The organism is Caballeronia fortuita (assembly GCF_001544835.2).
Taxonomy (GTDB): Bacteria; Pseudomonadota; Gammaproteobacteria; order Burkholderiales; family Burkholderiaceae; genus Caballeronia; species Caballeronia fortuita.
The window spans coordinates 306,392-328,475 of the sequence record NZ_FCNX02000001.1; the positions used below are offsets into that span (position 1 = coordinate 306,392).

General features: G+C 60.6%; 20 protein-coding genes and 1 tRNA gene. 8 read left to right on the plus strand and 13 right to left on the minus strand.

Annotated elements, in window-relative coordinates; all coding sequences use genetic code 11:
- Positions 1 to 2 precede the first annotated feature (2 nt).
- Positions 3 to 863 carry an AraC family transcriptional regulator gene (locus AWB77_RS01425; protein WP_061132605.1) on the minus strand — a complete coding sequence of 287 codons (861 nt, stop codon included), beginning with the start codon at positions 861 to 863 and terminating at the stop codon, positions 3 to 5.
- 159 nt (positions 864 to 1,022) lie between these two features.
- Between AWB77_RS01425 and AWB77_RS01430 the strand changes: the two genes are divergently transcribed.
- Positions 1,023 to 1,214 carry a hypothetical protein gene (locus AWB77_RS01430; RefSeq protein ID WP_061132606.1) on the plus strand — a complete coding sequence of 64 codons (192 nt, stop codon included), beginning with the start codon at positions 1,023 to 1,025 and terminating at the stop codon, positions 1,212 to 1,214.
- 5 nt (positions 1,215 to 1,219) lie between these two features.
- On the plus strand, positions 1,220 to 2,602 hold the full coding sequence (dbpA, locus tag AWB77_RS01435) for an ATP-dependent RNA helicase DbpA (RefSeq protein WP_061132607.1): 1,383 nt from the start codon (positions 1,220 to 1,222) through the stop codon (positions 2,600 to 2,602).
- A 36-nt stretch (positions 2,603 to 2,638) separates the two neighbouring features.
- Here the strand turns inward: dbpA and AWB77_RS01440 are convergent, their stop codons facing one another.
- Positions 2,639 to 4,012: an MFS transporter gene (locus AWB77_RS01440; protein WP_061133112.1), complete on the minus strand. Its 1,374-nt coding sequence runs from the start codon at positions 4,010 to 4,012 to the stop codon at positions 2,639 to 2,641.
- 198 nt (positions 4,013 to 4,210) lie between these two features.
- On the opposite strand from AWB77_RS01440, the gene AWB77_RS01445 reads away from it, so the two are divergent.
- Positions 4,211 to 4,672: a DUF488 domain-containing protein gene (locus tag AWB77_RS01445; RefSeq protein ID WP_096031075.1), complete on the plus strand. Its 462-nt coding sequence runs from the start codon at positions 4,211 to 4,213 to the stop codon at positions 4,670 to 4,672.
- A gap of 224 nt (positions 4,673 to 4,896) precedes the next feature.
- On the opposite strand, the gene AWB77_RS01450 is transcribed toward AWB77_RS01445, so the two are convergent.
- The 6 genes from AWB77_RS01450 to AWB77_RS01465 all read right to left on the minus strand — a co-directional run bounded on the left by AWB77_RS01450 (position 4,897) and on the right by AWB77_RS01465 (position 11,329).
- Positions 4,897 to 7,494 carry a DEAD/DEAH box helicase gene (locus tag AWB77_RS01450; RefSeq protein WP_061132608.1) on the minus strand — a complete coding sequence of 866 codons (2,598 nt, stop codon included), beginning with the start codon at positions 7,492 to 7,494 and terminating at the stop codon, positions 4,897 to 4,899.
- Between the two features lie 3 nt (positions 7,495 to 7,497).
- Positions 7,498 to 8,892 carry a DNA methyltransferase gene (locus AWB77_RS01455; RefSeq protein WP_208601481.1) on the minus strand — a complete coding sequence of 465 codons (1,395 nt, stop codon included), beginning with the start codon at positions 8,890 to 8,892 and terminating at the stop codon, positions 7,498 to 7,500.
- Between the two features lie 24 nt (positions 8,893 to 8,916).
- Positions 8,917 to 9,624 carry a DNA methyltransferase gene (locus tag AWB77_RS36575; RefSeq protein WP_208601482.1) on the minus strand — a complete coding sequence of 236 codons (708 nt, stop codon included), beginning with the start codon at positions 9,622 to 9,624 and terminating at the stop codon, positions 8,917 to 8,919.
- 473 nt (positions 9,625 to 10,097) lie between these two features.
- The gene (locus tag AWB77_RS35505) at positions 10,098 to 10,400 is read right to left on the minus strand and encodes a hypothetical protein (protein WP_157694720.1); all 303 of its coding nucleotides are present in this window, start codon (positions 10,398 to 10,400) and stop codon (positions 10,098 to 10,100) included.
- A 375-nt stretch (positions 10,401 to 10,775) separates the two neighbouring features.
- Positions 10,776 to 10,928: a peptidase gene (locus AWB77_RS34125; protein WP_074168824.1), complete on the minus strand. Its 153-nt coding sequence runs from the start codon at positions 10,926 to 10,928 to the stop codon at positions 10,776 to 10,778.
- 62 nt (positions 10,929 to 10,990) lie between these two features.
- Positions 10,991 to 11,329, minus strand: a complete 339-nt coding sequence (locus tag AWB77_RS01465) for a DUF6573 family protein (protein ID WP_244158381.1) — start codon at positions 11,327 to 11,329, stop codon at positions 10,991 to 10,993.
- A 954-nt stretch (positions 11,330 to 12,283) separates the two neighbouring features.
- Between AWB77_RS01465 and AWB77_RS01470 the strand changes: the two genes are divergently transcribed.
- Positions 12,284 to 13,087, plus strand: a complete 804-nt coding sequence (locus tag AWB77_RS01470; RefSeq protein ID WP_061132610.1) for a hypothetical protein — start codon at positions 12,284 to 12,286, stop codon at positions 13,085 to 13,087.
- A 580-nt stretch (positions 13,088 to 13,667) separates the two neighbouring features.
- Here the strand turns inward: AWB77_RS01470 and AWB77_RS01475 are convergent.
- The 4 genes from AWB77_RS01475 to AWB77_RS01490 form a co-directional block, all read right to left on the minus strand.
- Entirely contained in the window at positions 13,668 to 14,720 is a 1,053-nt protein-coding gene (locus tag AWB77_RS01475) for a DNA primase family protein (RefSeq protein WP_208601483.1), read from the minus strand.
- 468 nt (positions 14,721 to 15,188) lie between these two features.
- Positions 15,189 to 15,746: a site-specific integrase gene (locus AWB77_RS01480; protein ID WP_061132611.1), complete on the minus strand. Its 558-nt coding sequence runs from the start codon at positions 15,744 to 15,746 to the stop codon at positions 15,189 to 15,191.
- Between the two features lie 6 nt (positions 15,747 to 15,752).
- Complete coding sequence (locus AWB77_RS01485) at positions 15,753 to 16,343, minus strand: site-specific integrase (RefSeq protein WP_157694721.1); 591 nt, start codon at positions 16,341 to 16,343, stop codon at positions 15,753 to 15,755.
- A gap of 159 nt (positions 16,344 to 16,502) precedes the next feature.
- Positions 16,503 to 16,578: transfer RNA gene (locus AWB77_RS01490), tRNA-Lys, on the minus strand.
- Positions 16,579 to 16,736: 158 nt separating this feature from the next.
- Between AWB77_RS01490 and AWB77_RS01495 the strand changes: the two genes are divergently transcribed.
- Genes AWB77_RS01495 through AWB77_RS01505 form a run of 3 tightly spaced genes read left to right on the plus strand, consistent with a single transcriptional unit; the run spans position 16,737 to position 18,512 of the window.
- Entirely contained in the window at positions 16,737 to 17,144 is a 408-nt protein-coding gene (locus AWB77_RS01495) for a PaaI family thioesterase (protein WP_061132613.1), read from the plus strand.
- A gap of 11 nt (positions 17,145 to 17,155) precedes the next feature.
- Positions 17,156 to 18,025, plus strand: coding sequence for a patatin-like phospholipase family protein (locus tag AWB77_RS01500; RefSeq protein WP_061132614.1), 870 nt, complete (start codon positions 17,156 to 17,158; stop codon positions 18,023 to 18,025).
- A gap of 10 nt (positions 18,026 to 18,035) precedes the next feature.
- Entirely contained in the window at positions 18,036 to 18,512 is a 477-nt protein-coding gene (locus tag AWB77_RS01505) for an OsmC family protein (RefSeq protein WP_061132615.1), read from the plus strand.
- A gap of 21 nt (positions 18,513 to 18,533) precedes the next feature.
- Here AWB77_RS01505 and AWB77_RS01510 read toward each other — a convergent pair whose 3' ends face one another.
- Positions 18,534 to 19,550, minus strand: a complete 1,017-nt coding sequence (locus AWB77_RS01510; protein ID WP_061132616.1) for a D-2-hydroxyacid dehydrogenase family protein — start codon at positions 19,548 to 19,550, stop codon at positions 18,534 to 18,536.
- 494 nt (positions 19,551 to 20,044) lie between these two features.
- Between AWB77_RS01510 and AWB77_RS01515 the strand changes: the two genes are divergently transcribed.
- Positions 20,045 to 21,916: a phosphoenolpyruvate carboxykinase (GTP) gene (locus AWB77_RS01515; protein WP_061133113.1), complete on the plus strand. Its 1,872-nt coding sequence runs from the start codon at positions 20,045 to 20,047 to the stop codon at positions 21,914 to 21,916.
- The last annotated feature ends 168 nt before the right edge of the window (positions 21,917 to 22,084 follow it).

Here is a 22,084-nt window from a genome sequence, read left to right on the forward strand (position 1 = left end):
CCTCACCCGCCCCGCCTCAACCCCAACCAGATCTCCGTCACCAGATCCGCCGGCGCCGTCTCCCTCAGATCATTCACATAAACCTCGAACACCGGCGCTTCGCCCGTTTCCCGTCCGGAGTTCGGTAGCCATTCCCCATACAACCACTGATAAGCAAAACAAAGCTGCGCATACGGCCCGACGTGCGGGAGTACCGCAAACTCGCCGCTCGCGACCTCGACGCGCGACACCGGCGCTTCGAACCGGACATCATCGGGCGAGAACAGCTCGCAGCAAGCCATCGAACGTAAATCGTCTTCCGCGACAGCCGCCGGATCATCGAAATAAATGCCGAGCGAACGCGCCCGAGAATCGACCAACTCGCGCACGGCGAGCCAGTGAAACAGCATCTCGAACGCCCGCCCGACGTTCATATACGACCCGCGATGCTCCATTGCGGCCACGGTAAAGCCACGCTGACTACGAATATCGAGCTGATGCATCGCCGTGTCTCCTGATCGAACTTCATCGAAAGGAACGAACATCGAAGCGCCGCCCTCGCTGCGAAACTGCCCCGGCGCCATCCGGTAACTTGTTTGAAACGCCCGCGAAAACGCGTGCACGCTGCCATATCCGGCGCGTTCGGCGATCGAATCGATTGGCGCCGAACGCTGCAGCAAGTCGTTCGCCGCGTGATGCAGCCGCAGTCGCCGCACGGTCGCCGCCGCCGTCTCGCCGTAGAACGCGTGATAAATCCGGTGCCAGTGATACGGCGACAAACACGCCACTTCGGCAAGCCGGTTGAGATTGAGCGCGTCGTCGAGATGATCGTGGATATATGCGACCACGCGCGCGAGCCATGTTCCATAAGGCTTGTCGCTCATCGCCAGCTCCGTGAAGCAAAGTCGAATCGGTTGTCAGGAAAAGTAGCACGACCCGCTTTAGCATTTCTCGCAAAGCTGCGCGGACCGCGCCGCCACGAGACACGCGTACACTTTCGCCTTTGAGCGCACGAACGCGCCACGAACCCGAGAAATACGAACATGTTCACCTGCCGAAACCAGTCCTGCGGCGCCGATTGGGCGCTGTCGGACGTCGACATCCACAACGAAGGCCAAGGCCTGCTGTTCCGCTGCCCGATGTGCGGCGCGCGCAACTACGTCACGCGCCACGAGAAAAACGGCGACGTGACCTACGAGCAAGTCCAGGACATCCCGCCTCACGGCAAGCGATAACCGACATGACCACCGACACCTCTTTCAGCAGCCTGTCGCTTTCGCCGGCGATGCAGTCGAACCTGCAGCAGCTCGGCTATCTGTCGATGACGCCGATCCAGGCCGCGAGCCTGCCGCCGGCGCTCGCGGGCCACGATCTCATCGCGCAGGCAAAAACCGGCAGCGGCAAGACCGCCGCGTTCACGCTGCCGCTGCTCTCCAAACTCGACGCAAGCCGTTTCACGGTGCAAGCGCTCGTCCTCTGTCCGACGCGCGAGCTCGCCGATCAGGTCACGCAGGAAATCCGCCGCCTCGCGCGCGCCGAAGAGAACGTAAAAGTGCTGACGCTGTGCGGCGGCACGCCGATGCGTCCGCAGATCGCGAGTCTGGAGCACGGCGCGCACATTATCGTCGGCACGCCGGGTCGCATCATGGATCATCTGCAGCGCGAAACGCTCTCGCTCGACGCGGTCCGCACGCTCGTCCTCGACGAAGCCGATCGCATGCTCGACATGGGCTTCTTCGACGACATCGCTTCCGTCGCGCGCCAATGTCCGAAGGATCGCCAGACCTTGCTGTTTTCTGCGACGTATCCGGAAGGCATCGCGAAACTGAGCCAGCAATTCCTGCGCAATCCCCGCGAAATCAAGCTCACGGAGCAGCACAGCAACGCGAAGATCAAGCAGCGTTTCTATCAGGTCGAGGATCACGAACGCCTGCATGCGGTCGGCTTGCTGCTCGATCACTATCGGCCGGTGAGCACGCTCGCGTTCTGCAACACGAAGCAGCAATGCCGCGATCTGCTCGACGTGTTGCGCGCGCAAGGCTTCGAAGCGCTGACGCTGCACGGCGAACTGGAGCAGCGCGAGCGCGATCAGGTGCTCGTGCAGTTCGCGAACCGCAGTTGCTCGGTGCTCGTTGCGACCGATGTCGCCGCGCGCGGGCTCGACATCGCGCAATTGGAAGCGGTCATCAACGTCGATGTGACGCCGGACCCGGAAGTGCACGTGCATCGCATCGGCCGGACGGGGCGTGCAGGCGAGGAAGGCTGGGCGCTGTCGCTCGCGAGCATGGACGAGATGGGACGCGTCGGCGCGATCGAAGAGGCGCAGCGCGCTGAAGTGGATTGGCATCCGATCGACGAACTGACGTCGGCCGAACCGGGGCACCTGAAACCGCCGATGGCGACGCTGCAAATCCTGGGCGGCCGCAAGGACAAGATCCGCCCCGGCGACGTGCTCGGCGCGCTCACCGGCGAAGCGGGTTTCGACGGCAAGCAGATCGGCAAGATCAACGTGATGGACATGGTGACCTACGTGGCCATCGAGCGAACCGTCGCGGACGACGCGGTGCGCAAGCTGAGCGCGGGCAAGCTCAAGGGCCGCAAGGTGAAAGTGCGCAGAATGTAAGCGCGCGGGATGTAAGCGCGCAGGATGTAGCCGCGCTCACGCCTCTCGCGAAGGGTCTCCCACGATGCGTTCAGCCGATGGATTGCGCGTCACGAGGCGCAATCCGCTCGCGATACTGCCGACACCCGCGAACGCCGCGCCGAGCGACAGCGCGAGCGCCGGCCCATGTTTCCCGGCGATGCTGAAGCACAGCGCGACGAGCGCCGCGCCCGTCGCCTGCCCGATCAGACGCGATGTCGCGATCATGCCGCTCGCGCCGCCGCTGCGTTCGCGCGGCGCGCTCGACATGAACGCCTTCAGGTTCGGCGACTGAAAGAAGCCGAAGCCTGCGCCGCAGATCGCCATGCGGATGCAGATTTCCAGCGCATGCGGCTCTGCGGGCAGCATCGCGAGCGAGATCATTCCCACACACAGAATCGCGAGTCCGATGCCGCCCAGAATGCCGGGTGCGTGACGGTCGGACATGCGCCCGGCGATCGGCGCCATCAAAGCGACGAGCGCGGACCACGGCGTCATCAGAAAGCCGGTTTCGACCTGGCTGCGGCCCAGCACGCTTTCGAAGAAGAACGGCAGCGACACGAACGCGAGCCCTTGCGCGGCGAAAGAGCAAATGGCGGTCATCGTCGATAGCGCGAACATCGGACGTCGGAAGAGATCGACGGGCAGCATCGGCGCGGGATGGCCGCGTTCGCGCCGCAGCAGCAGGACGCCCGCGACGAGCGCGACGCCGAACGACGCGAGCACCGTATGCCTCGGCGCGCGCTGGGCCGCTTCGCCGAGCGCGAAGATCAGCGACGCGAACGTGACGACGTTGAGCAGCGCGGCGAAGCGATCGAAGCCGTGGGCGGCGCGCTTCGTCTGCGGCAGCGACGGCCACGCGATCATCAGCGCAAACACGCCGACCGGCAGATTCACTGCGAAAAGCCACGGCCACGTGCCGAGCGAAAGAACGATCGACGCGACCGTCGGCCCGACCGCGAACGCGATTCCGACGACGAGCGCATTCAAACCGACGCCACGCCCCAGCCGATGCGGCGGAAAGATCGCGCTGATGAGCGCCGCGTTGACGCTCATGATCGCGCTTGCGCCGAGACCTTGCAGCAGACGCGCGCCGACGAGCGTCGGCAGCGACCACGAGAACGCGCACACCGCTGACGCGATCAGGAACACGACGAGTCCGCCGAGGTACACGCGCCGATGCCCGAGGATGCCGCCGAGCGCGGCGAAGGGCAGCAGCGTCGCGACCATCGCGAGTTGATAGGCGTTGATAATCCAGACGGAAGCGGCGGGCGTCGTATGCAGATCGGCGGCGATGGCGGGCAGGGCGGTGTTGGCGATCGCGGTGTCGAGCGTCGCAAGCGCGACCGAGAGCAGGATCGCGGCCATGCCGCGCCGCTCGAGCGGGGTCATCGGCGAGTCGGGATCGCTAGGCAGGTGGTGGGGGCGTTCTTCGGTGGGCACGGCGGGCATTCCGGGATGTAAGCGGGCGGAGAATAATCCGAAACGATACGGGAAGACGTGGGGTTCCGCTCGCCGGATGCGCGGCAGCTTTCAAAGCGATGTCAGCGGGTATGCTTTTACGACCGTGTTTATCGAAGGAGACCAACGATGGCGATACGAATCGTGAGACTAGGGACGCCGCGCGCGGAGAACGAAGGACTGCGCATCGGCACGGTGCGGCGGCCGCCGCGCGGCGTGCCGAAGGCCGAGTTTGCGAAACGCGATTTCTACGATGTCTGGTATCCGGTGTTAGCGCCGACGCCGGAACTGGTCACCGAAGCGCTGCACGCCAAAAACGACAAGGAATTCCGCGCTTTCGCGAAGAAGTTCAAGGCGGAAATGGCCGAGCCGGCCGCGAGCAAGACGCTGGATCTGCTGGCGGCGCTGTCGCATGGGGCGAACTTTTCGGTCGGGTGCTATTGCGAGGATGAGGCGCGGTGTCATCGCTCTGTGTTGCGGGAGTTGTTGCTGGGGAGGGGAGCGGAGGGTTTGAGGCGGAAACTTGAGACGGAAACGAAAAAGGGCTGCGCAGTGCGCAGCCCTTCAAATCTTGTGGTGGGGCGTGAGTGACTCGAACACTCGACCTACGGATTAAGAGTCGCTTCCGTCGCCCTTATGATACAGGGAGATTTTCAACCTGTTCCATAAAAATCAACAGCTTAGCCTACTGCTGCTTCCTGCGATTTACCGCTATTTGCCGCGTCCAGTGCAGCAAAATTGCAGCAACGCTAGGCATAGTGTCGGCGATAGCTATGTTTCGCGCAAGCACGTAGGCCGTGGCAGCTACGTGCCCGCTAATCCAGGTAATCCGATGCCAGCGGGCCTTCGAAGAGGCCCGTCGCGGTCAACGTCGCAGCGAAGATGGCATCGCGCACTTCGGCGCGGGTCAGGTCGAGCATGCGTAGTTTGCCCTTGACCTCGGCCACGGATTCGATGCGCCGGAACGCGCCGGGGTGATGCGCGGCAGCGTAAGCCGCCAGGCCGCGCAGCTTGGGTAGCGCATCGCTCAGGTGGATGCCATGCGGGTCTATCAAATCGGCAACCACCTTGCCGCCTTCATCGGCAAAGAAGATGAAGTCCGGCCGCAGTATCAGATATTGGTCATGGTCCTGATACGCGATGCCCAGCGACGACGGCCCCGGCTGCTGGGGGTTGCGATACCAAAACTGAAAACCTGCGCGCTGGCTTTCCTGTTTCAGCACTGCGACTTCCCAAGCGTTGAGTTGCGCCGGGTAGTTTCCCTGCCCATCGCACAGCAGATGGAGCGGATAGGTAGGAATGGGCGTGTCCTGCCCGTTCTCGTGTACCGCCGTCATTTCGGCCTTGGCCGAAGGTTTGAGCATGTCGACGTCTTGCGGATCAGCGCTCATTTCCAGAATCTCGCGGTAAGCCTCTTCCCGGTCGTCGGAAAGCTGCTTGATGCGCGGCTTGTATTCGGCAAACCATGCCTTGGCGTGTTGGTCGGCGGCGGCATCGTAAAAAGGCTGCACCTCGCCCACTAGCCCCAAGGCAGCGATTTCCACCTCGGCTTCCATCAGCTTTTCTTCCAGGTCGTCCTGGTCGTCGGGCTCTGCCAATTGCATCGCCAAGTAGTGTGCATACGATTTGGCGATGGGCAGGCTGAACACACGCGCTGCCCGCTGGAACATATCGTGTATCACGGCCATGTCTGCGGCTTCGGAAAAACCGTCCAACGACATGACCTGGTCTTTAATGTTGCCCTTGACCGTTACGCCTTCAATTTCCAGTACCGCCGTGCGCCTGGCCTCTATTTTGTCCTTGAATTTTTCCCGCGCGTCATCCAGCACCTTATGCATCAGGTCATGGGCTTTCTTGCCCGCGCCGGGTAGGAAGTTGTCGGTAATCAACTCCTGGGCCAGCGCCGTCAGGCGCTTGGCGGGCTTGGCGCTTTGCTGTGGACGGGTCTGCGAAGGCAGGGAGACGAACTTCTCCCACACGGGTTCCGACACATTCGGGTTTGGCCCCATCGTGGAGGGGTTGATAAGGACACGCCCGAATTTGGGCTTTGTGTCGTCGTCGCCCGTCATCAGCATATTGACTACAGCCTTCGCCGTGTCCTTGTCGAAGTGCGGTAGCAGGCAATAGACAGAGTTCAACATGTCATTGCTAGGAATGCGCCGCGCCAGCGGGGTACGCACCATGCGGCCCAATAGCTGCGTGATGTGGGTTTGGTCGGTGGCGGGCCGAAACGACACCATCACCTCGGCGCGGGGGCAATCCCAACCGGTGCTGATGGCGTCTTTGGCAATCAATATACGTATCCAAGCATGGTCTTGCACTTGCTCGGGCGAGATATAGGGAACCGAGAAGCCGCCAAACTGCTCTGTGCGGTGTTCCCCAAAGACGTTTGCCACGCAATCGCGGGGCAAATCAGGCCAGCGTTCAAAGATAGTATCCAGTGCCTTGGCTATGTCATTGGCATTGGGGTTGTTAGGCACTTGCAGCACCATCAACGGGGTGACGCGCGGGGAATCGTCCTGCGCTTTTGCATATTCGGCCCATGCCAGGGTGGATTGTTTAAGCTGGTCGGTGCCACGGCGCACCAGCAGCGTATCGAAGTCACCCGCGCCTTCTGGTATGTCGAGAATGATGGTGTCTTTGAGCAGGCCAGATTCCTGGACCAGCGCGGAATCGACCACGACGGGGTCAAGGCGGGTGCGCTTCTGAGCAACCCGCATGGCTTCCTCAAATCGCTGGACGGTAGCGGAAATACCCCAGACGACGGGCAAACCAGGAATACCCTTTTCCCCATTGATAAGACGGGTAACGATGGTGGCGCGCTCTGCTGCGCCTGTCGCCCGTCCCATACCTCGGTGCGCTTCATCCAGTACGAAATACAGTGTCAAGCTGGGGTCATCAATGGTGTTCTTAATGACGTCCCAAAGCGTGAAGGCGCGCAAGTCGGGGCGAGTGTCGAGCAAAACGCCTTGGCGTGCGTCCACCTCCTGGTCGAAGCCGCGCACCAGCAGGCTGTTTTGGCCGAACTTCTGCGTGTTCAGGAAATAGATTTTCCCAGCCTCGAACTTGGAACGGTTGAAGTTGTCGGCCTCCACCACCTTCAAATCGGTGTATGGGTTGATGCGGTCGGACACCTCCATGAACCGAAAGCGCGTTTGCTCGTTCAGCGCGGGACTATCGCTGAACCAAATCACGATTGCGCCAGGGTCGCGCTCAAAGTTAAATTCCTCGCTACCGTGGAATAGCGCTTCGAACACAGCAGCGGCCATCACCGTCTTACCCGCACCCGTGACGGCGGAAAGGGAAAAGGCGTTGCGCTCTTTGTCCTCATGCCACCGCTTGCGCGTTTTCTTGAGATTTTCCAGAACCTCGCGTACTGCCTTATCCTGATAGTCCTTTAGGGTGAACTTCATCCCTTAATCCCCTTTCGCGAAATTGAAGTTGGTCAGGTACGACTCGTACAGGCGTACTGGCTCAACATGGTCGGGCAGGCGGCGCACGATGTTCTGAAAGCGCCGGTCGTCATCCGTCACGATGAAGGCCACGCGCAAGCCATTGGACTTCTTGATGGCTTTTACAAATGCGTCGGTGGCGTCCACGTCGGAAAGCAAGCCGTAGGCATCGACCACAGCCCAGCCATCGGGTGGCAGCTTGTCGATGCGCTTGCCGCGACTGCCCGCGCGCAGCCACAGCAGGGGTGAGACGCGCGTGAAGGCGATGCTGTGATTGACGGCGACAGGGGTTTCGTAGGTTAGCGTGAAGAACTCGGCGTTGGCCTCGAAGCCGTCGGACATCGGAAACTCATCAATAAATTTGTAGTCGCCCCGGATGGGTTCGCCACTGGGCGTAATGCCCGTCACGGCGGCGGCTACGCGCGGCTTGGTGATGTAGTCGCAGATGCCGAGTTTTTCCCAATTTGGGTCGCCGGGTCGCAATTCTTGTTTGCGAAGTGCATCGTGCTCTTTGGCTGCAACCTCATTATTCGTAACGGAGATACATTGGCGCAATCCGTTGTCTTGCTTGTTTAGTCGAATCACTGCATGGGCTGTCGTGCCGGAACCCGCGAAAAAATCAACGACTATCGCGTTTGGCTTTCCGCCAATGAAGAAACGTAGTGCATCCTCCACCGCATATAACGACTTGGGGTAGGGGAAAGGACGGTTCGACAACAAGGCATTAACAACCTTCGTGCCATATTGCTGTGCGTCATGCGATGGGCGATTCCAATTCGTTGTGGGCATTTTGTCCCGTCCGGATGGATAAAATGCATCGACCGTACCGTCTGGATTTTTCCCGCGCAAAATCGCAACGCCTGCTTCAATGTCGTTGACTATCCCTGAGGTCAAATAGCTAATAACGTATTTCTGCGGTTCCTTCAGTTTGGCTTTTCCTGCGCGCAAATATCCGTTTTCGAGAAGACGTTTAGCCACTCCCGGGGTGATGCCCCAATTCATCTCCGTACCATCAGGCCGAATTGGAAGCACAGTTATGCAACCCTTCATAGCAGGAGCATCGTTTACGGCAACATTTTCAGGAAGCGGCTCTCCTATTGCGGAGATAACACCAGTTTCTTTGTCAACGTAGACGGGAAAAAATTGATTAGGTCCGCATGCTCCAGGCCCTTTGTTTCCGCGCGCCCCTGCAAGACTGCTTCGTCTCAGCGTGTCCCAGACTACAGCTGTTTCCCCTGCCATGCGCCCCTCAGGTGCCACGCTTGCAGAACCGAATCGGGCAAAGAAAATATATTCATCTGTTCGTGAGAAATCGGAATCACGCCCAGCACCTGCTGGATTGATAACGCTACTTACCATTGAGATGCTTGCTTCAGGAAAAATTTATTCAAGCAAAAGACCAAGACGTAGATATTCCTTCTCGTCTATGCTGACTATCAATACCGAATCTTCTGGATTCAGTAATTCCCGGGCAATTAGCAATCGACGCTCCATCATGGCAAGCCACTTGCTATGCCGATATAGGTCGTCACTCTCCACGTAATCGTTGTTGTATTTCCAGTCTTTCGCCCCGGTGTTGTACGGCGGGTCGATGTAAATAGCATCGACCTTACCGCGATGCGTGTAAGTGAGAGCCTTCAACACGTGATAGTTTTCACCATTGATGACTGTATGGTATGGACGGTCGCCGCCGCGCTCCACTTTGCCTGTGCTGACTAGGCCAGGAAAAATCTTGTCGCCAAACTCGGCCACCACCACCAAGTCATCAAGCGGTATGGTCTGCACCGCGGGTTGCTCAGCCTTGTAAAGTTCCAGGTCGGCCACCCTGCGGTCACCATCCTTGCGAAGTTTAGCTACCTGCCAAAGGCGCTGGTCGCCCTTCTCCACTGAGCCGCGCGGCGGCAGCACGCGCACTTTGTCGCCCTTGCGGACGGGACGCAGGGGCAGTTCGACGGCCTCCGGCTTGTGGCGCTCGAAATTCAGGCCGAAGGGCAACCGCTCCAGCAAGACATTGATTTCACGCTCTAAATCCGCCCCCATTTTATGGTCTTTGGCTTTGGCCTGGGCTATCAGGTCGGTCAGTCGAGACACAGTGTGGCTTCCTTCATGTTTCTTAGGCAATGGCCCGAATTATGCCAAGCTCCCCGGACTTTCTGCCAGACGCATCACATATGCGCTATCGCCCGCGCCACGCCATCAATTCCTAGTTGGTCATTTCACCCATAGGGTACGCAGGTGCCTAGGTCGATACGCGCGGTAGGCGCTCGACCTCGTTTGGCCGGCAGGCTCGCGTAAGGTTGCTTGGATTGGGCGGGGCAATCGGGAATTATGGTGGAAGCACCATTTGGAGACGAAACCGATGTCGCGGTCGCGAGCTGCGACCTATGCGCGGGATACCGGGTTTGGTCGGCAAGCCTGCAGCTCGCAGTCACCGGTGGAAGCCGGGGGGGCCAGGTTGAACGGCGGACTGGCGCAGGCGCGAGGCCGGACGCAGTCCACGCAATCGCATTGGCCCGCACGCCAATCGACAACATGCTGGCGGGAGTCGGTTGTCGCTGCGCATCCTAACGCGCGGAGGTCGCCCCAGCAGCCAACGGACAGTCGGCGGGCGGCAGTAGCAGCCGCAGTATCCATTGTCGCCACGCCGGAAGGCTCCCGACGAGCATTTCGAGTCGGGCTTCGAACGAAATGACGGCAGGTGCTGTGGGCGCGACCGACGTAGCGGGGACAATGGGTACAGCGAGCGGCGGGGCCGGGAAAATCTCGCGCAGCACGGAATCGACAGGCTCGCCGTCTCGTGTGCGTTTGGCAAACTCCCGCAACGCGGGGTGCAGGTCGCTCGGCAGCGTTACGCTGATTTGCTTCATGCCGTCGCGCTCCTTGCGCTCGCGGTGCCGTTGCGCCCGTTCCGCGCCCGCTGAACGCCGTTTGCCTGTGGTATCGGGCACCCAGGCACGAACCGATTTCAGGCCAACGTCTCGCGCTGCGCCGTCGATGGCGGCTACACCGTCAACGACAGTAGCGCTTTCGGCGGCGGCAGCATCCGCCGGGGAGTGGGTGACCAGAAGCTGGTCGAGGTTGTCAGAGCCGTTTATATCAGCACCGTTACATGCAGTTGGGCATGTACCCGTACACGTTCGGCAAAGGGGCATGATTGGCTGCTAACGCGGGAAACCGCAAAATAATTTTCCAGCGGAACGACCTGCTTCATGCAGGCCGCTGGTCCGGCGTCACAGGTGACGTTACATGTCACACGGATAGTTCCAAAAAGGCGCTGACCACGGGTGATTTATTTCGAGCCGGGTTCCCCACGGATTGCCGCCGACATCGACGCCGCCGTAGCTGTCGTCGGTCATCGGAAGGCCGGTTGCTGGGTTGAGAGGGTTCATCGTCATAGTTGCTCTCCTTTGTTGAGCGGGTGGAATGAGCGCGCCGACCGTCGGCGCGCCGCGCTGAATCAGTCTTCGTTCGGCACCAGGACGGTGACAACGGGGTCGCCGTCATCGCCGGGGCCGATGTGCAGATGAAGCGTCGTGAGCCGGGGCCGGGTCGAGTGTCCGCCACGCGCAACGCGATAGAGCCGGAACGGGCAGCAGTTGCCTTTGGCACTGCGGGCGGCGAGGTAAGCCATCCACACAACATCCCACAGTCGCCCTGCCCCGTCCTGCGCGGTTTGCCGTTTGCTGTCGCGCTCGGTCCATGCCACACAGTCATCCCAGGCCGCGAGCGTCATTGCTACCGGGATACGGAAACCTGCTTCGCGTGCCGTTGCACTGACATCAATTAGCGCTCCCATCTGAAATGGCTTGTGTGCGTGTGTAAATCGAAACCGCTTCACCGAAAATGGTGCTCAGGTCGTCAAGGTTTTCCATATGTGTTTTCCAATGCTCGCTGGGTTCGAGGATTCCGAGTCCCGTCACGTTGACCGGAATCGGGGTCGGCGGTCGTGCTTGATGCTGCTGTGCTTCGTGGGTTCGTCGTCCGTGTCGAAATGGCACGTCGGGTGATGAAGCCAGCAGGCAAGGTCGCGTTCGCAGGCCGCAGCCCGCAGGGACCGGGCGAGAAACGCGCGCGTAGCGCCTGGCCTTGCGTGCTGGCGCACCCGACGTACATTCGAGTGTCATGGATGACGAAACCGCGAAGCACAGCCGTGCTTGCTGCTGCCCCGATGCCGGAGTAGCGGCCCGACGGGACGCGACCTATGCACGACAGAGTCGTGCCCGTCTCGCAAGCCGAAGTGCGCGCAGTCAGGGGCCTCAGCCGCTGACGCAAAGGAGCCACGCCCGGAGGGTGTGGGGCAAGGGCGTTCAGCCTGCCGCCCAGGCCAGCGCGCCCGCCCCTAGGCGGGTCAATGGGCTGCGGGGGGAGCCGCGAATCGCTGAGCATCCTAGTGCTCAGAAGCCCGCCAACGGGCTGGCAGATTCGCGGGGGGCCATAGCCCCGGCGCCCCGAGCTCTGCGAGCGGGCAAGGTGGTCAGTCGCCAGACCGGCGGCAACGCTGCCGCTTGGAACGCGTCCAGCGGGCCACAGTGAGCGCCTTGCCCGCTCGCAGAGTGGGGCGCCCGTGGGGTTCAGGGCATGACGGGCGTTCAGCCCGTCGAGTGACCGTCTGGGCGTTCAGCCCAGCTAAGGTCACGGTGGCCTGAGCTGCGTTAGCAGCTTCGTTCCCCCTGTTCGCTCCTGGTCGTAGAGGCAAACGAACGGGGAGAATTTTCGCTATACGGGTTATCAAGACAATCGAGATAACCCAATGGCAACACAGAAAGACGGGCGCGTGCGCGCGCTCGAAAATGAAGTCAAGGTTTTGAGAACGCTACACCGCCTAGGCTGGGCGCGTTCTCAGGATATTGCAGCCACTGTCTGGACGCGCTGGGCGCAGCGGCCCGTTGGTGAACCGGATTTCAAACCCGTTGTACCAACAGCTTCGGCGCTGCGCATGGCGCAGCGGACATTGAAACGCCTGCGGGCGGCTCGACAGGTGCTGCATGGCCAGGCAATGAATGGCAGCGTGATTTACTCGCTGGCTGAAGGCGGCGCGCGCCGATTGCGGGAACTCGGCGTACCTGCCGAAACCGGCAAAGACCTGGTACGCCAGTTCAGCGCCGCGCAGTTCATGCATCGCAGTGTTGGAAATCAGCTCGCTGTGAGTGGTATTACTGCGGGTTTTCGTGTCACTACCGAAAACGAGGTCGCACGGGGACGATGGTTCGGTGGAGTGGATGGTGTCGCTGCTAAAAAACCGGATGTGCTGTTCAACGATGGGCGGCGTATCTGGTGGATGGAGACCGAGAAGAGTCGTCGCAATGCCCGAGACCATCAGCGCCTGCTGGTTTGGCTCACGGCGGTCAGAGACGATGCGATGCGTCCGTCCGGCTCGACGTTGCTGCCTCACGGCTTGCGATGGGCCAAGGTCGTGTTTGTATGTGCGCCGACGTTCCAGGTGAAGCTGTGCCGCGACCTGTTGGCGGCGGGCTGGAAACAAGACGGGATTGACAGCATCATCATGTTCAAGCCGACGCTATACTCAAATGAGGAAATCAGGTTTGCTTATTGATGAGGTCATGGGGGCGGACGTCGTCCAGGCCAGAGTCAGCACCGCGCCATCCGTTCTCTTTCTCTTCACGGTCATAAATCCGACTGTGAGCACCGCCGGGTGCGCTGACCCCGGCGGTGTTTTTATGCGTTGAAGCCAGCAGCACATAATGATGCGCGATGTCGGCTGGATTGCCTGGTTGCGGCCCGAGCAGCGGCCCTCATCGGATGACCAGCTTGACCATGTGATTTTCAAAACTTCTTTTTCTTCCATCCCGAAACCGATTCAGGATAGGAAAAAGATTTGCAATCGGACGTGGTCATGCTGGTCATCAAGAAAACCGCCGCATTAATGCGGCGGTTTCGCAACCAGGGAATCAGTCCGACTACGTTGGCAAGCTGATATTGCAGGTACGCACATAGCCGCGTGCCGTCGCTTTGCGGTGGAACAGCACTTCACCGCCCAGTGCGTCTGGGACGCGCTTCCAATACTTCGGAGATGCGACCGCTGCCATACCATTGGCCTTGCACCAAACGGCATAGTGGTCGTACGCATCGGACTTTAGTGTGTCGGTTACCGTCAGCAAGCTAATGTCCGCTTCCTAAACCAAGGCGGCAACGGAGTTGGTTTCGACCTTCGCATTTTCGCTGGTAAGCTGCATGGCAGGAGGCAGGCACTCATCGAACCGGCCACGCGTAAGCAATCGCGTCAGGCCGTGCAAGGCCCAGTTCAACACGCCCGGAAGTTCGTCCGTGATGATGCGCTGAGCCAGCATCGGGTCGCGTTCGGCAGGCGGGATTTCGACATCGAACGGCACGATGTCGAACCGACGCCAGAATCCGTGCGACTGGTCTGTTACCGCCGGGATGTGATTGGCCAGAATCAGAAATTTCCCGGTGATACGGGTATCAACCGGGTCGCGATACTTGCGGTCAATCTGCACGAGTTCGCCCGCGACGAGGGATTTCAGGGCCTGCTCGTCGATGCCGCGTTGCGGAGCCTCGTCGCAGAAAATCAGCGACGCGCCAATCATGTTGGACATCCTGAAACCTTCCAGGTTGTTCAGTTGTACGGCGGCTGTTCGCGCATGAAGCTCCTGCACGATGTTTGACAGTACGCCCTTGCCGTTGGCTCCACTGCCGACGAAAATCTGCGCTCGCTGGTGTCGTGCGTCCGAGGTCAGCGTGTAGCCGACGTATTCCTGCACACGCAAACGTACAGCCTCGTCGGGTAGTACGCGCTCCAGAAACGCAACGAATTCTGCCGGTGATGGTGCTGCTGGGTCGTAGCTGCAATTGAGCACATGCCGCAGGCCACATGCTTTGTCGTGCGGCCCCAAGTGCATGACAGCGCCGTCAATGTGCAGGTAGCCGTTCATCATCGGAATGATGGTACGTGCGGCATCCGGTGCCTTCAATTTGGGCAAAAACAGCAGGGCTGTGTCGTAGGCGGCGCGTGCATTAGCCGCCGATGCTGGCCAAGTCGTGTGATGATGCAACCATTGAAGCGCCTCGCTTTTCAGCTCATCTTCGGGCACCGTTTGCCAATGCGTCCCGCACCAATGAAACACCTGTCGCTCACTTGCGGCGTAATCGCCCGTTGCTTCCAGGCGTTCAGCGAAGCCAATGGGGTTGTAAGGAAGAGTCTTGCTCATCTGATTGGGGGCTTAATGTGGACGGCGAGCTGCCGCGAGTTGTTCCGCGATGGTTGGCCGTCCGCGTCGGCGCGTCGGACGCACGAGGATTGCTGCTGCTGGTGATGGCGTGCAGGGCGACAGCTTTTGCTGCAACCACGCCTCGACATCCTCGCGGCGAAAGCGCAGGAGTCGGCCCAGCTTCAGGCAGGCAGGAAGGAAGGTCACCACCGCACGAGTGGCGGTGGTAGATGGTTTGTTCAGCGATGCCCAGCGCGGCGGCCAGGTCTCGTGGAGAAAGAAGGGGAGGCACTTGTTACGTTCCTATGTCATGCAGCCACATGACTGCCATCAGTATAGGAAGAAACATCGTGATGAAAGGGTAGTCAGGCGTAACTGGTAGGAAACCTTAGTATTTTCTGCTACTTTTTTGTGCCGCGTTGAGTTTGTACGCGCCCGCGTTCCGGGCGCGTACAAAACCAGTAGCTGTCAGGCCGTCCGTATTATCTGCGAGGCGTATGTGGGCGGAGTCATCTTGACCATAAAGGACGCGGTCGGGATGGTTCCCACGGGTGCGAAGCTGGGCGCGGGAATGCGTTCCGTAACTGGCGGCTGGGTGTCGGCTGTATGCTGCGATGGAGGTTTCGTGGTCGCACGGCGAACCAGCGCCAGGATTTCGGAGTCGGTCGGGTTGTAATATCTCATTGCCATTTGAAGCGTTTTCCAGCCCATGAGCTTTGCAAGGTCTTGCACTTGCATGGTAGGTGCGAATCGCGATGCCGCTTCATGGCGCAGGTCGTGAAAACGCAGGCCTTCGATGCCTGCCGCTTTGCACGCACTCGCGAATGCCCGGTCTAGTCCGGAGGTATCGTAGAAATTGGCGATGACTCTATCGCCGGTTCGGGGCAGGTTCTGGAGCACGCTTATCGCCTTGTGTGACAGGCCGACCGTACGGCGACTACCGTTCTTGGTTTGCTCCAACCGGGCACAGCATTGGTCGAAGTCAACCTGGTCCCACGTGAGGCTCAGGAGTTCGCCCGCACGCATACCGCTTTACAGTGCAATGTCGATGCAGGCTTCCAGCCAAATAGCGGAGCGCGCTTTCGGGCGGTGAACGGCTGCGCGCAGACGCATTTCTTCATCGGCATCGAGTCGCCGCTCGCGGCCCTCTTCGGCCTTGGGCTTCGACACGTTCTTCGGTTCGTGCGTGAGCGGCCAAGACCATTCCTTGATGGCGATGGTATACAGGTGTGAGAGCACCGCCAGTTCCAGGCGCACGGTCGTGGGACTGACCACTGCCAGCCGCTCTTCGCGGTAGCGGGTGAAGTCGGCGGCCTGTAGGCTACCAATGAGGCGTTGGGCTATTGGATGGCGCTGGAGCTGCTTGATGCGATTGCGTTCTGACGTTTCACTGCGCTTTTTCGACGTGACGGACGTCAGGTATTCTTCGAGCGCATCGCTGAGAGTAACCCCGGCAATGACCCGGCGGTCGCGGAAGGTGCCCGCGTCCATCTGTGCTTCGATTCTGCGCGCCCAGGCTTCGGCCTGGGTTTTGGTTCTGTGGGTTTCCGACTGTGAAGGGTACCCTTTGCGTCGGACGGTGGCCTGCCATTGATGAGGGCCACGGTTGTTGATTGTTGCCATGCGGTCGCTACTCCCAAATTAAAGTGTAGCGTCGCCGCGTGGGCATGATTGGCAGGTGCAGCAGGTTTGCCGCAAATTTCCAATGCAGCAAAATTGCAGCAATAAATGGCCAGAAAGCAAAAAGCCCACCGAAAAGGTGGGCTAAGTGCTTGATTTCTTTGGTGGGGCGTGAGTGACTCGAACACTCGACCTACGGATTAAGAGTCCGCTGCTCTACCAACTGAGCTAACGCCCCAACAGAAGCGAAATTATAGCGGTGTTATTTGCAGAAGCGCAAGCCCTTCGCGAAGAAAATTCTTAGACTTCACACGAACGCGTCCACGGACCGAACGGCGGCTTGGCAACGCCCGGTTATCATGGCGCATCTCCCGCGACCGCTACGCATACAAGAACATGGACGAAGCCGCCATCCGCGCCTTGCTCGACAGCATCCTCGCACCGTGGGTCAAGGAACTGCGCCTCGCGCCCGAATCCATCGCCGAGAACGCCATCACGCTGCGCTTGCCGTATTCGGACCACCTGCGTCACGCCGGCGGCGTCATCTGCGGTCAGGTCTTCATGGCAACCGCCGATACCGCGATGGTCGTCGCCATTTCACACGTCCTCGGCGGCTTCCAGCCGATGACCACGGTTTCCCTCAACACTACTTTCATGCGTCCGGTGAAGTCGGGCGACGTGCTCATCACCGCGCACATCCAGCGCCGCGGCCGCAATCTCGTCTTTGGCGAAATCGGCATGCACGACGATCGAGGCGAACTCGTCGCGCACGCCACAACCACCTACGCGCTCATCAACAAGTGAACGACAAGTAAATGTTCGACCAGGTCGTATTCGCCGGCGGCGGAAACCGCTGCTGGTGGCAAGCCGGATTCTGGGACGTCATCCAGCCGGAATTGAAGTTGAAGCCGCGCGTCATCGCCGGCATCTCGGCAGGCGCGGCCACCGCGTGCATGCTCTACACCAACGAGTCGCGCTGGGTAATGGACTACTACGCCCGCGCGCTCCGCGACAACACGCGAAACGCCTACTGGGGCAACCTGCTGCGCGGCCAATCGGTGTTTCCGCATTACCGCATCTATCGGCAGGCGCTGCTCGACATCTTCGCGGACCGCTTCCACGAACTCGCGACGGCGCCCGAAATCCGCATCGGCGTGTCGCATCTGCCGCGCTGGCTCGGCGCACGCAGCGCGGTCGCGGCGGGTCTCATCGCGTACAACATCGAGAAATACGTGCGCAAGACGCTGCATCCGACGCTCGGTCAGACGCTCGGTTTCCATCCGGAATTTGTGAAGGCGCAGGAATGCGCGACGATCGACGATCTCGCCGATCTCATCCTGCAGTCGTCGAGCACGCCGCCGTTCACACCGATTCTTCGACGCAACGGCCGCCCGGTGCTCGACGGCGGCATGGTCGACAACGTGCCCGTCTCCGCGCTCGATGCATCGCCGGGAATCGTCCTCGTCATGGTCACGCGTCTTTATCCGCGCGAGCGATTGTTCGTCGTGCCGCACGGCGAACAAAAGCGCGTCTACATTCAGCCATCGCGCAAAGTGCCGATTTCGAGCTGGGACTATACGAGTCCGTCGCAAATGCAACATGCTTATGACCTGGGCCGCGCGGACGGCGAGGATTTTCTTGCGCAACTGCCGCGTTTGATGGAAACCGCTTCGCGTAGTGCTTGAGGAGCCGACCGTGGCGAAGAAACATACGTACCAACTGACCGTCGACTGGACGGGCAATCTCGGTTCCGGCACATCGGCCTACGACGCGTATTCGCGCGATCATCTCGTGCGCGTCGGCACGAAGACGGCGATCGAAGCATCGAGCGATCCGGCGTTTCGCGGCGACCCTGCGCGTCACAACCCGGAGGAGTTGTTCGTGGCGTCGCTGTCGTCGTGCCACATGCTCTGGTACCTGCACCTGTGCGCGACGAACAAGATCGCCGTGACCGGTTATGTCGATGAAGCCATCGGCACGATGCAGGAGGAATCGAAAGGCGACGGGCATTTCGTCGATGTGTTGCTGCGCCCGCGCGTGACGCTGGGCGCCGGCAGCGACGCCGATCTCGCGATGCGCCTGCACGAAGAGGCGCATCGCTTCTGCTTCATCGCGAACTCGGTGAATTTTCCGGTGCGCTGCGAGCCGTCGATCGATATCTCGCAGCCCTGACTTCCGGCGCCGCGCCGAAACTCAACGGCGACGCACGTGCTGAAGCGCTTCCTTGTTGAAGACGCTCGACGTATCGCCGGCATCGAACGCGAGGATATTCCTGAACGCCGCGCCGAAGTACAGTTCGTAACTCTCGCGCTCCACATAGCCGATATGCGGCGTGCAGATCACGTTCTCCAGACGCAGCAGGCCATAACCTTGCAGGATCGGCTCGCTTTCGAAGACATCGACCGCGACCATGCCTGGCCGGTTGTGATGCAGCGAATTGAGCAGCGCGTTCTCTTCGAGCAGTTCGGCGCGGCTCGTGTTGACGAAAAGCGCGGTCGGCTTCATGCGCATGAGATCGTCCTGCTTGACGATGCCGACGGTGTCGTCGGTGAGACGCAGATGCAGCGTGAGCACGTCGCTCTGTTCGAACAGCGCTTCGCGGCTTTCGGCGACCGCGAAGCCATCTTCGCGCGCGGCGCTTAGCGAGTGCTCGCGTCCGTAGATGAGCACGTTCATGCCGAACGCCTTGCCGTATCCCGCGACCATCTGACCAATCTTGCCGTAGCCCCAGATGCCGAGCGTCTGTCCGCGCAGAACCTGGCCCAGACCGAAATTCGGCGGCAGTGCCGACGTCTTTAGCCCCGACTGCTGCCACGCGCCCTGCTTCAGGTTGGCGACGTACTGCGGAATGCGACGCTGCGCCGCCATGATGAGCGCCCACGTCAGTTCCGCAGGCGCGACCGGCGAACCCGTGCCCTCCAGTACCGCGATGCCCCGCTCGGTGCACGCGTCGATATCGATATGCCCGCCGCCCGCGCGTCCCGTCTGGCTGATCATGCGCAGTTTCGGGCACTTATCGAGTAGTTGAGAGCTGATACGCGTGCGTTCGCGAATGAGAACGAGCGCGTCGACTTCCGAAAGCCGGCTCGCCAACTGTCCAAGACCACGCACCGTGTTATTGAAGACCTTCACTTCATGGTCATCGAGTAAGTGGAAGCAATCGAGCTTCCGGACGGCGTCCTGGTAGTCGTCGAGAATGGCGATTTTCATGGGCATTGATTGGCTTTTGTTGGGCATCAAACGTGCTGCTTTTTAATCGAAGGCGAGAATAGAGCGGTTAAATTCGGGTAAGTACCAACTAACTGCGCTGTATTCATCGTTATTTGCGCTGCATCACTGAACTGACGCTACGCAGTGTTATGCTTGACTCCCCATTTTCACGGCGCGTGGAACAGCCGGACGACGGCGCCGAATGATAAATCGAAGACAAGTCGCGGAAAACACGGTGGTCCGCGATGAGACAGGCCATTTAGTATCTCTTTTTAACAGTTTGTTCCTTGGCGGCGCAAGCCGCGAGCCAGTACGGTAGGTAGTTTGAAGAATTCATGCCCGTGACGCCGCATTGGCTGATGAACCGCATTTCGTGCGAAGAAAGCGCGTTGGATAAGGCACGAAAACGCCCGGCGGTTCGGATCGCAAACGCCTCTCGCATGCAGCGTCAGATGGGCCATTGGTTTTCATTGCAGAAGAACGGAGACAGCTCGATGAACCAGCCCGCAGTAGTCGAAGACCACAACAAAAACGCCGTCCAGATCGAAGCGCCGGCCTATGTCCGGCATCAAAGACTCATTGAATGGGTGCAGCAGATCGCGGCTCTGACCAAGCCGGATCGGATCGAATGGTGCGACGGTTCGCAGGAAGAATATGACCGGCTATGCCAACTGATGGTCGATGCCGGCACGATGAAGAAGCTCAATCCCGAGAAGCGCCCGAATTCCTTCCTGGCGTGCTCGGATCCATCGGATGTGGCGCGCGTCGAGGATCGCACCTTCATCTGCTCGCAGCGCCGCGAAGACGCCGGCCCCACGAACAACTGGATCGATCCGCAGGAAATGCGCGTGACGCTCGACGGCCTTTTCGACGGCTCGATGCGCGGCCGCACGATGTACGTCGTGCCGTTCTCGATGGGCCCGCTCGGCTCGCCGATCGCACACATCGGCGTGGAATTGTCGGATAGTCCTTACGTCGTGACGAACATGCGCATCATGACGCGCATGGGCCGCGCCGTGTACGACGTGCTCGGCGACAACGGCGAGTTCGTGCCGTGCGTGCATTCGGTCGGCGCGCCGCTGGCCGATGGCCGCAAGGACGTGCCGTGGCCGTGCAACGACACCAAGTACATCGTCCATTTTCCTGAAAAGCGCGAAATCTGGAGCTTCGGCTCGGGCTACGGCGGCAACGCGCTGCTCGGCAAGAAGTGCTTCGCGCTACGCATCGCGTCGACGATGGGCCGCGACGAAGGCTGGCTCGCGGAGCACATGCTGATTCTCGGCGTGACATCGCCGCAAGGCCGCAAATATCACGTCGCGGCGGCGTTCCCGTCGGCGTGCGGCAAGACCAATTTCGCGATGCTGATTCCGCCGAGCGATCTTAACGGCTGGAAAGTGACGACCATCGGCGACGATATCGCGTGGATCAAGCCAGGCCGCGATGGCCGCCTGTACGCGATCAACCCGGAGGCGGGCTATTTCGGCGTCGCGCCGGGCACGAGCGAAAAGACGAACTTCAACGCGATGGCCACGCTGAAGGAAAACGTGATCTTCACCAACGTCGCGCTGACCGACGACGGCGACGTCTGGTGGGAAGGCATGACCGACACGCCGCCCGCGCATCTGATCGACTGGCAGGGCCGCGACTGGACGCCGGCGATCGCGAAGGAAACCGGCGCGAAGGCCGCGCATCCGAACGCGCGCTTCACGGCGCCGGCGTCGCAGTGTCCGTCGATCGATGCCGACTGGGAAAATCCGGCCGGCGTGCCGATCGACGCGTTCGTCTTCGGCGGACGCCGCTCCAACACCGTGCCGCTCGTCACCGAAGCGCGCGACTGGAAGGAAGGCGTCTACATGGCCGCGACGATGGGCTCCGAAACCACCGCCGCCGCAGCAGGCCAGCAGGGCGTCGTGCGTCGCGATCCCTTCGCGATGCTGCCGTTCTGCGGCTACAACATGGCCGATTACTTCGGGCACTGGCTGAAGATGGGCGAGCGTCTGGAACGGTCGAGCGCGAAGGCGCCGAAGTTTTTCTGCGTCAACTGGTTCCGCAAGGGCGACGACGGCAAGTTCGTGTGGCCGGGCTTCGGCGAGAACATGCGCGTGCTGAACTGGATGATCGGGCGCATCGAAGGCACGGCGCAGGGCGAGGAGCACGCGTTCGGCATCTCGCCGCGCTACGAGGACATCGACTGGGGCGCGCTCGGATTCACGCGCGAGCAGTTCGAACAGGTGATCTCGGTCAACGACACCGCCTGGCGCGACGAACTCGCCCTCCACGACGAACTTTTCACGAAGTTGAAGCTCGGTTTGCCGCAAGCACTGCCGGACGCGAAGGCCGGCATGGAGAAGCGTCTGGCCGTGTGAGCGATTCGCGCGGCGTGATGCTGCGCGCGGTTTGTCTCAAGAATTGAATCAATCCCCAAATATCGGACCCGCGCGACGGGTCCGATTTTCTTGCTGCTTACACCGTCGAAATAGACGCTGCAAGAGTCTTCAAAATTCTCTCGACGGAAATTCAGCGACGCGCGCGTT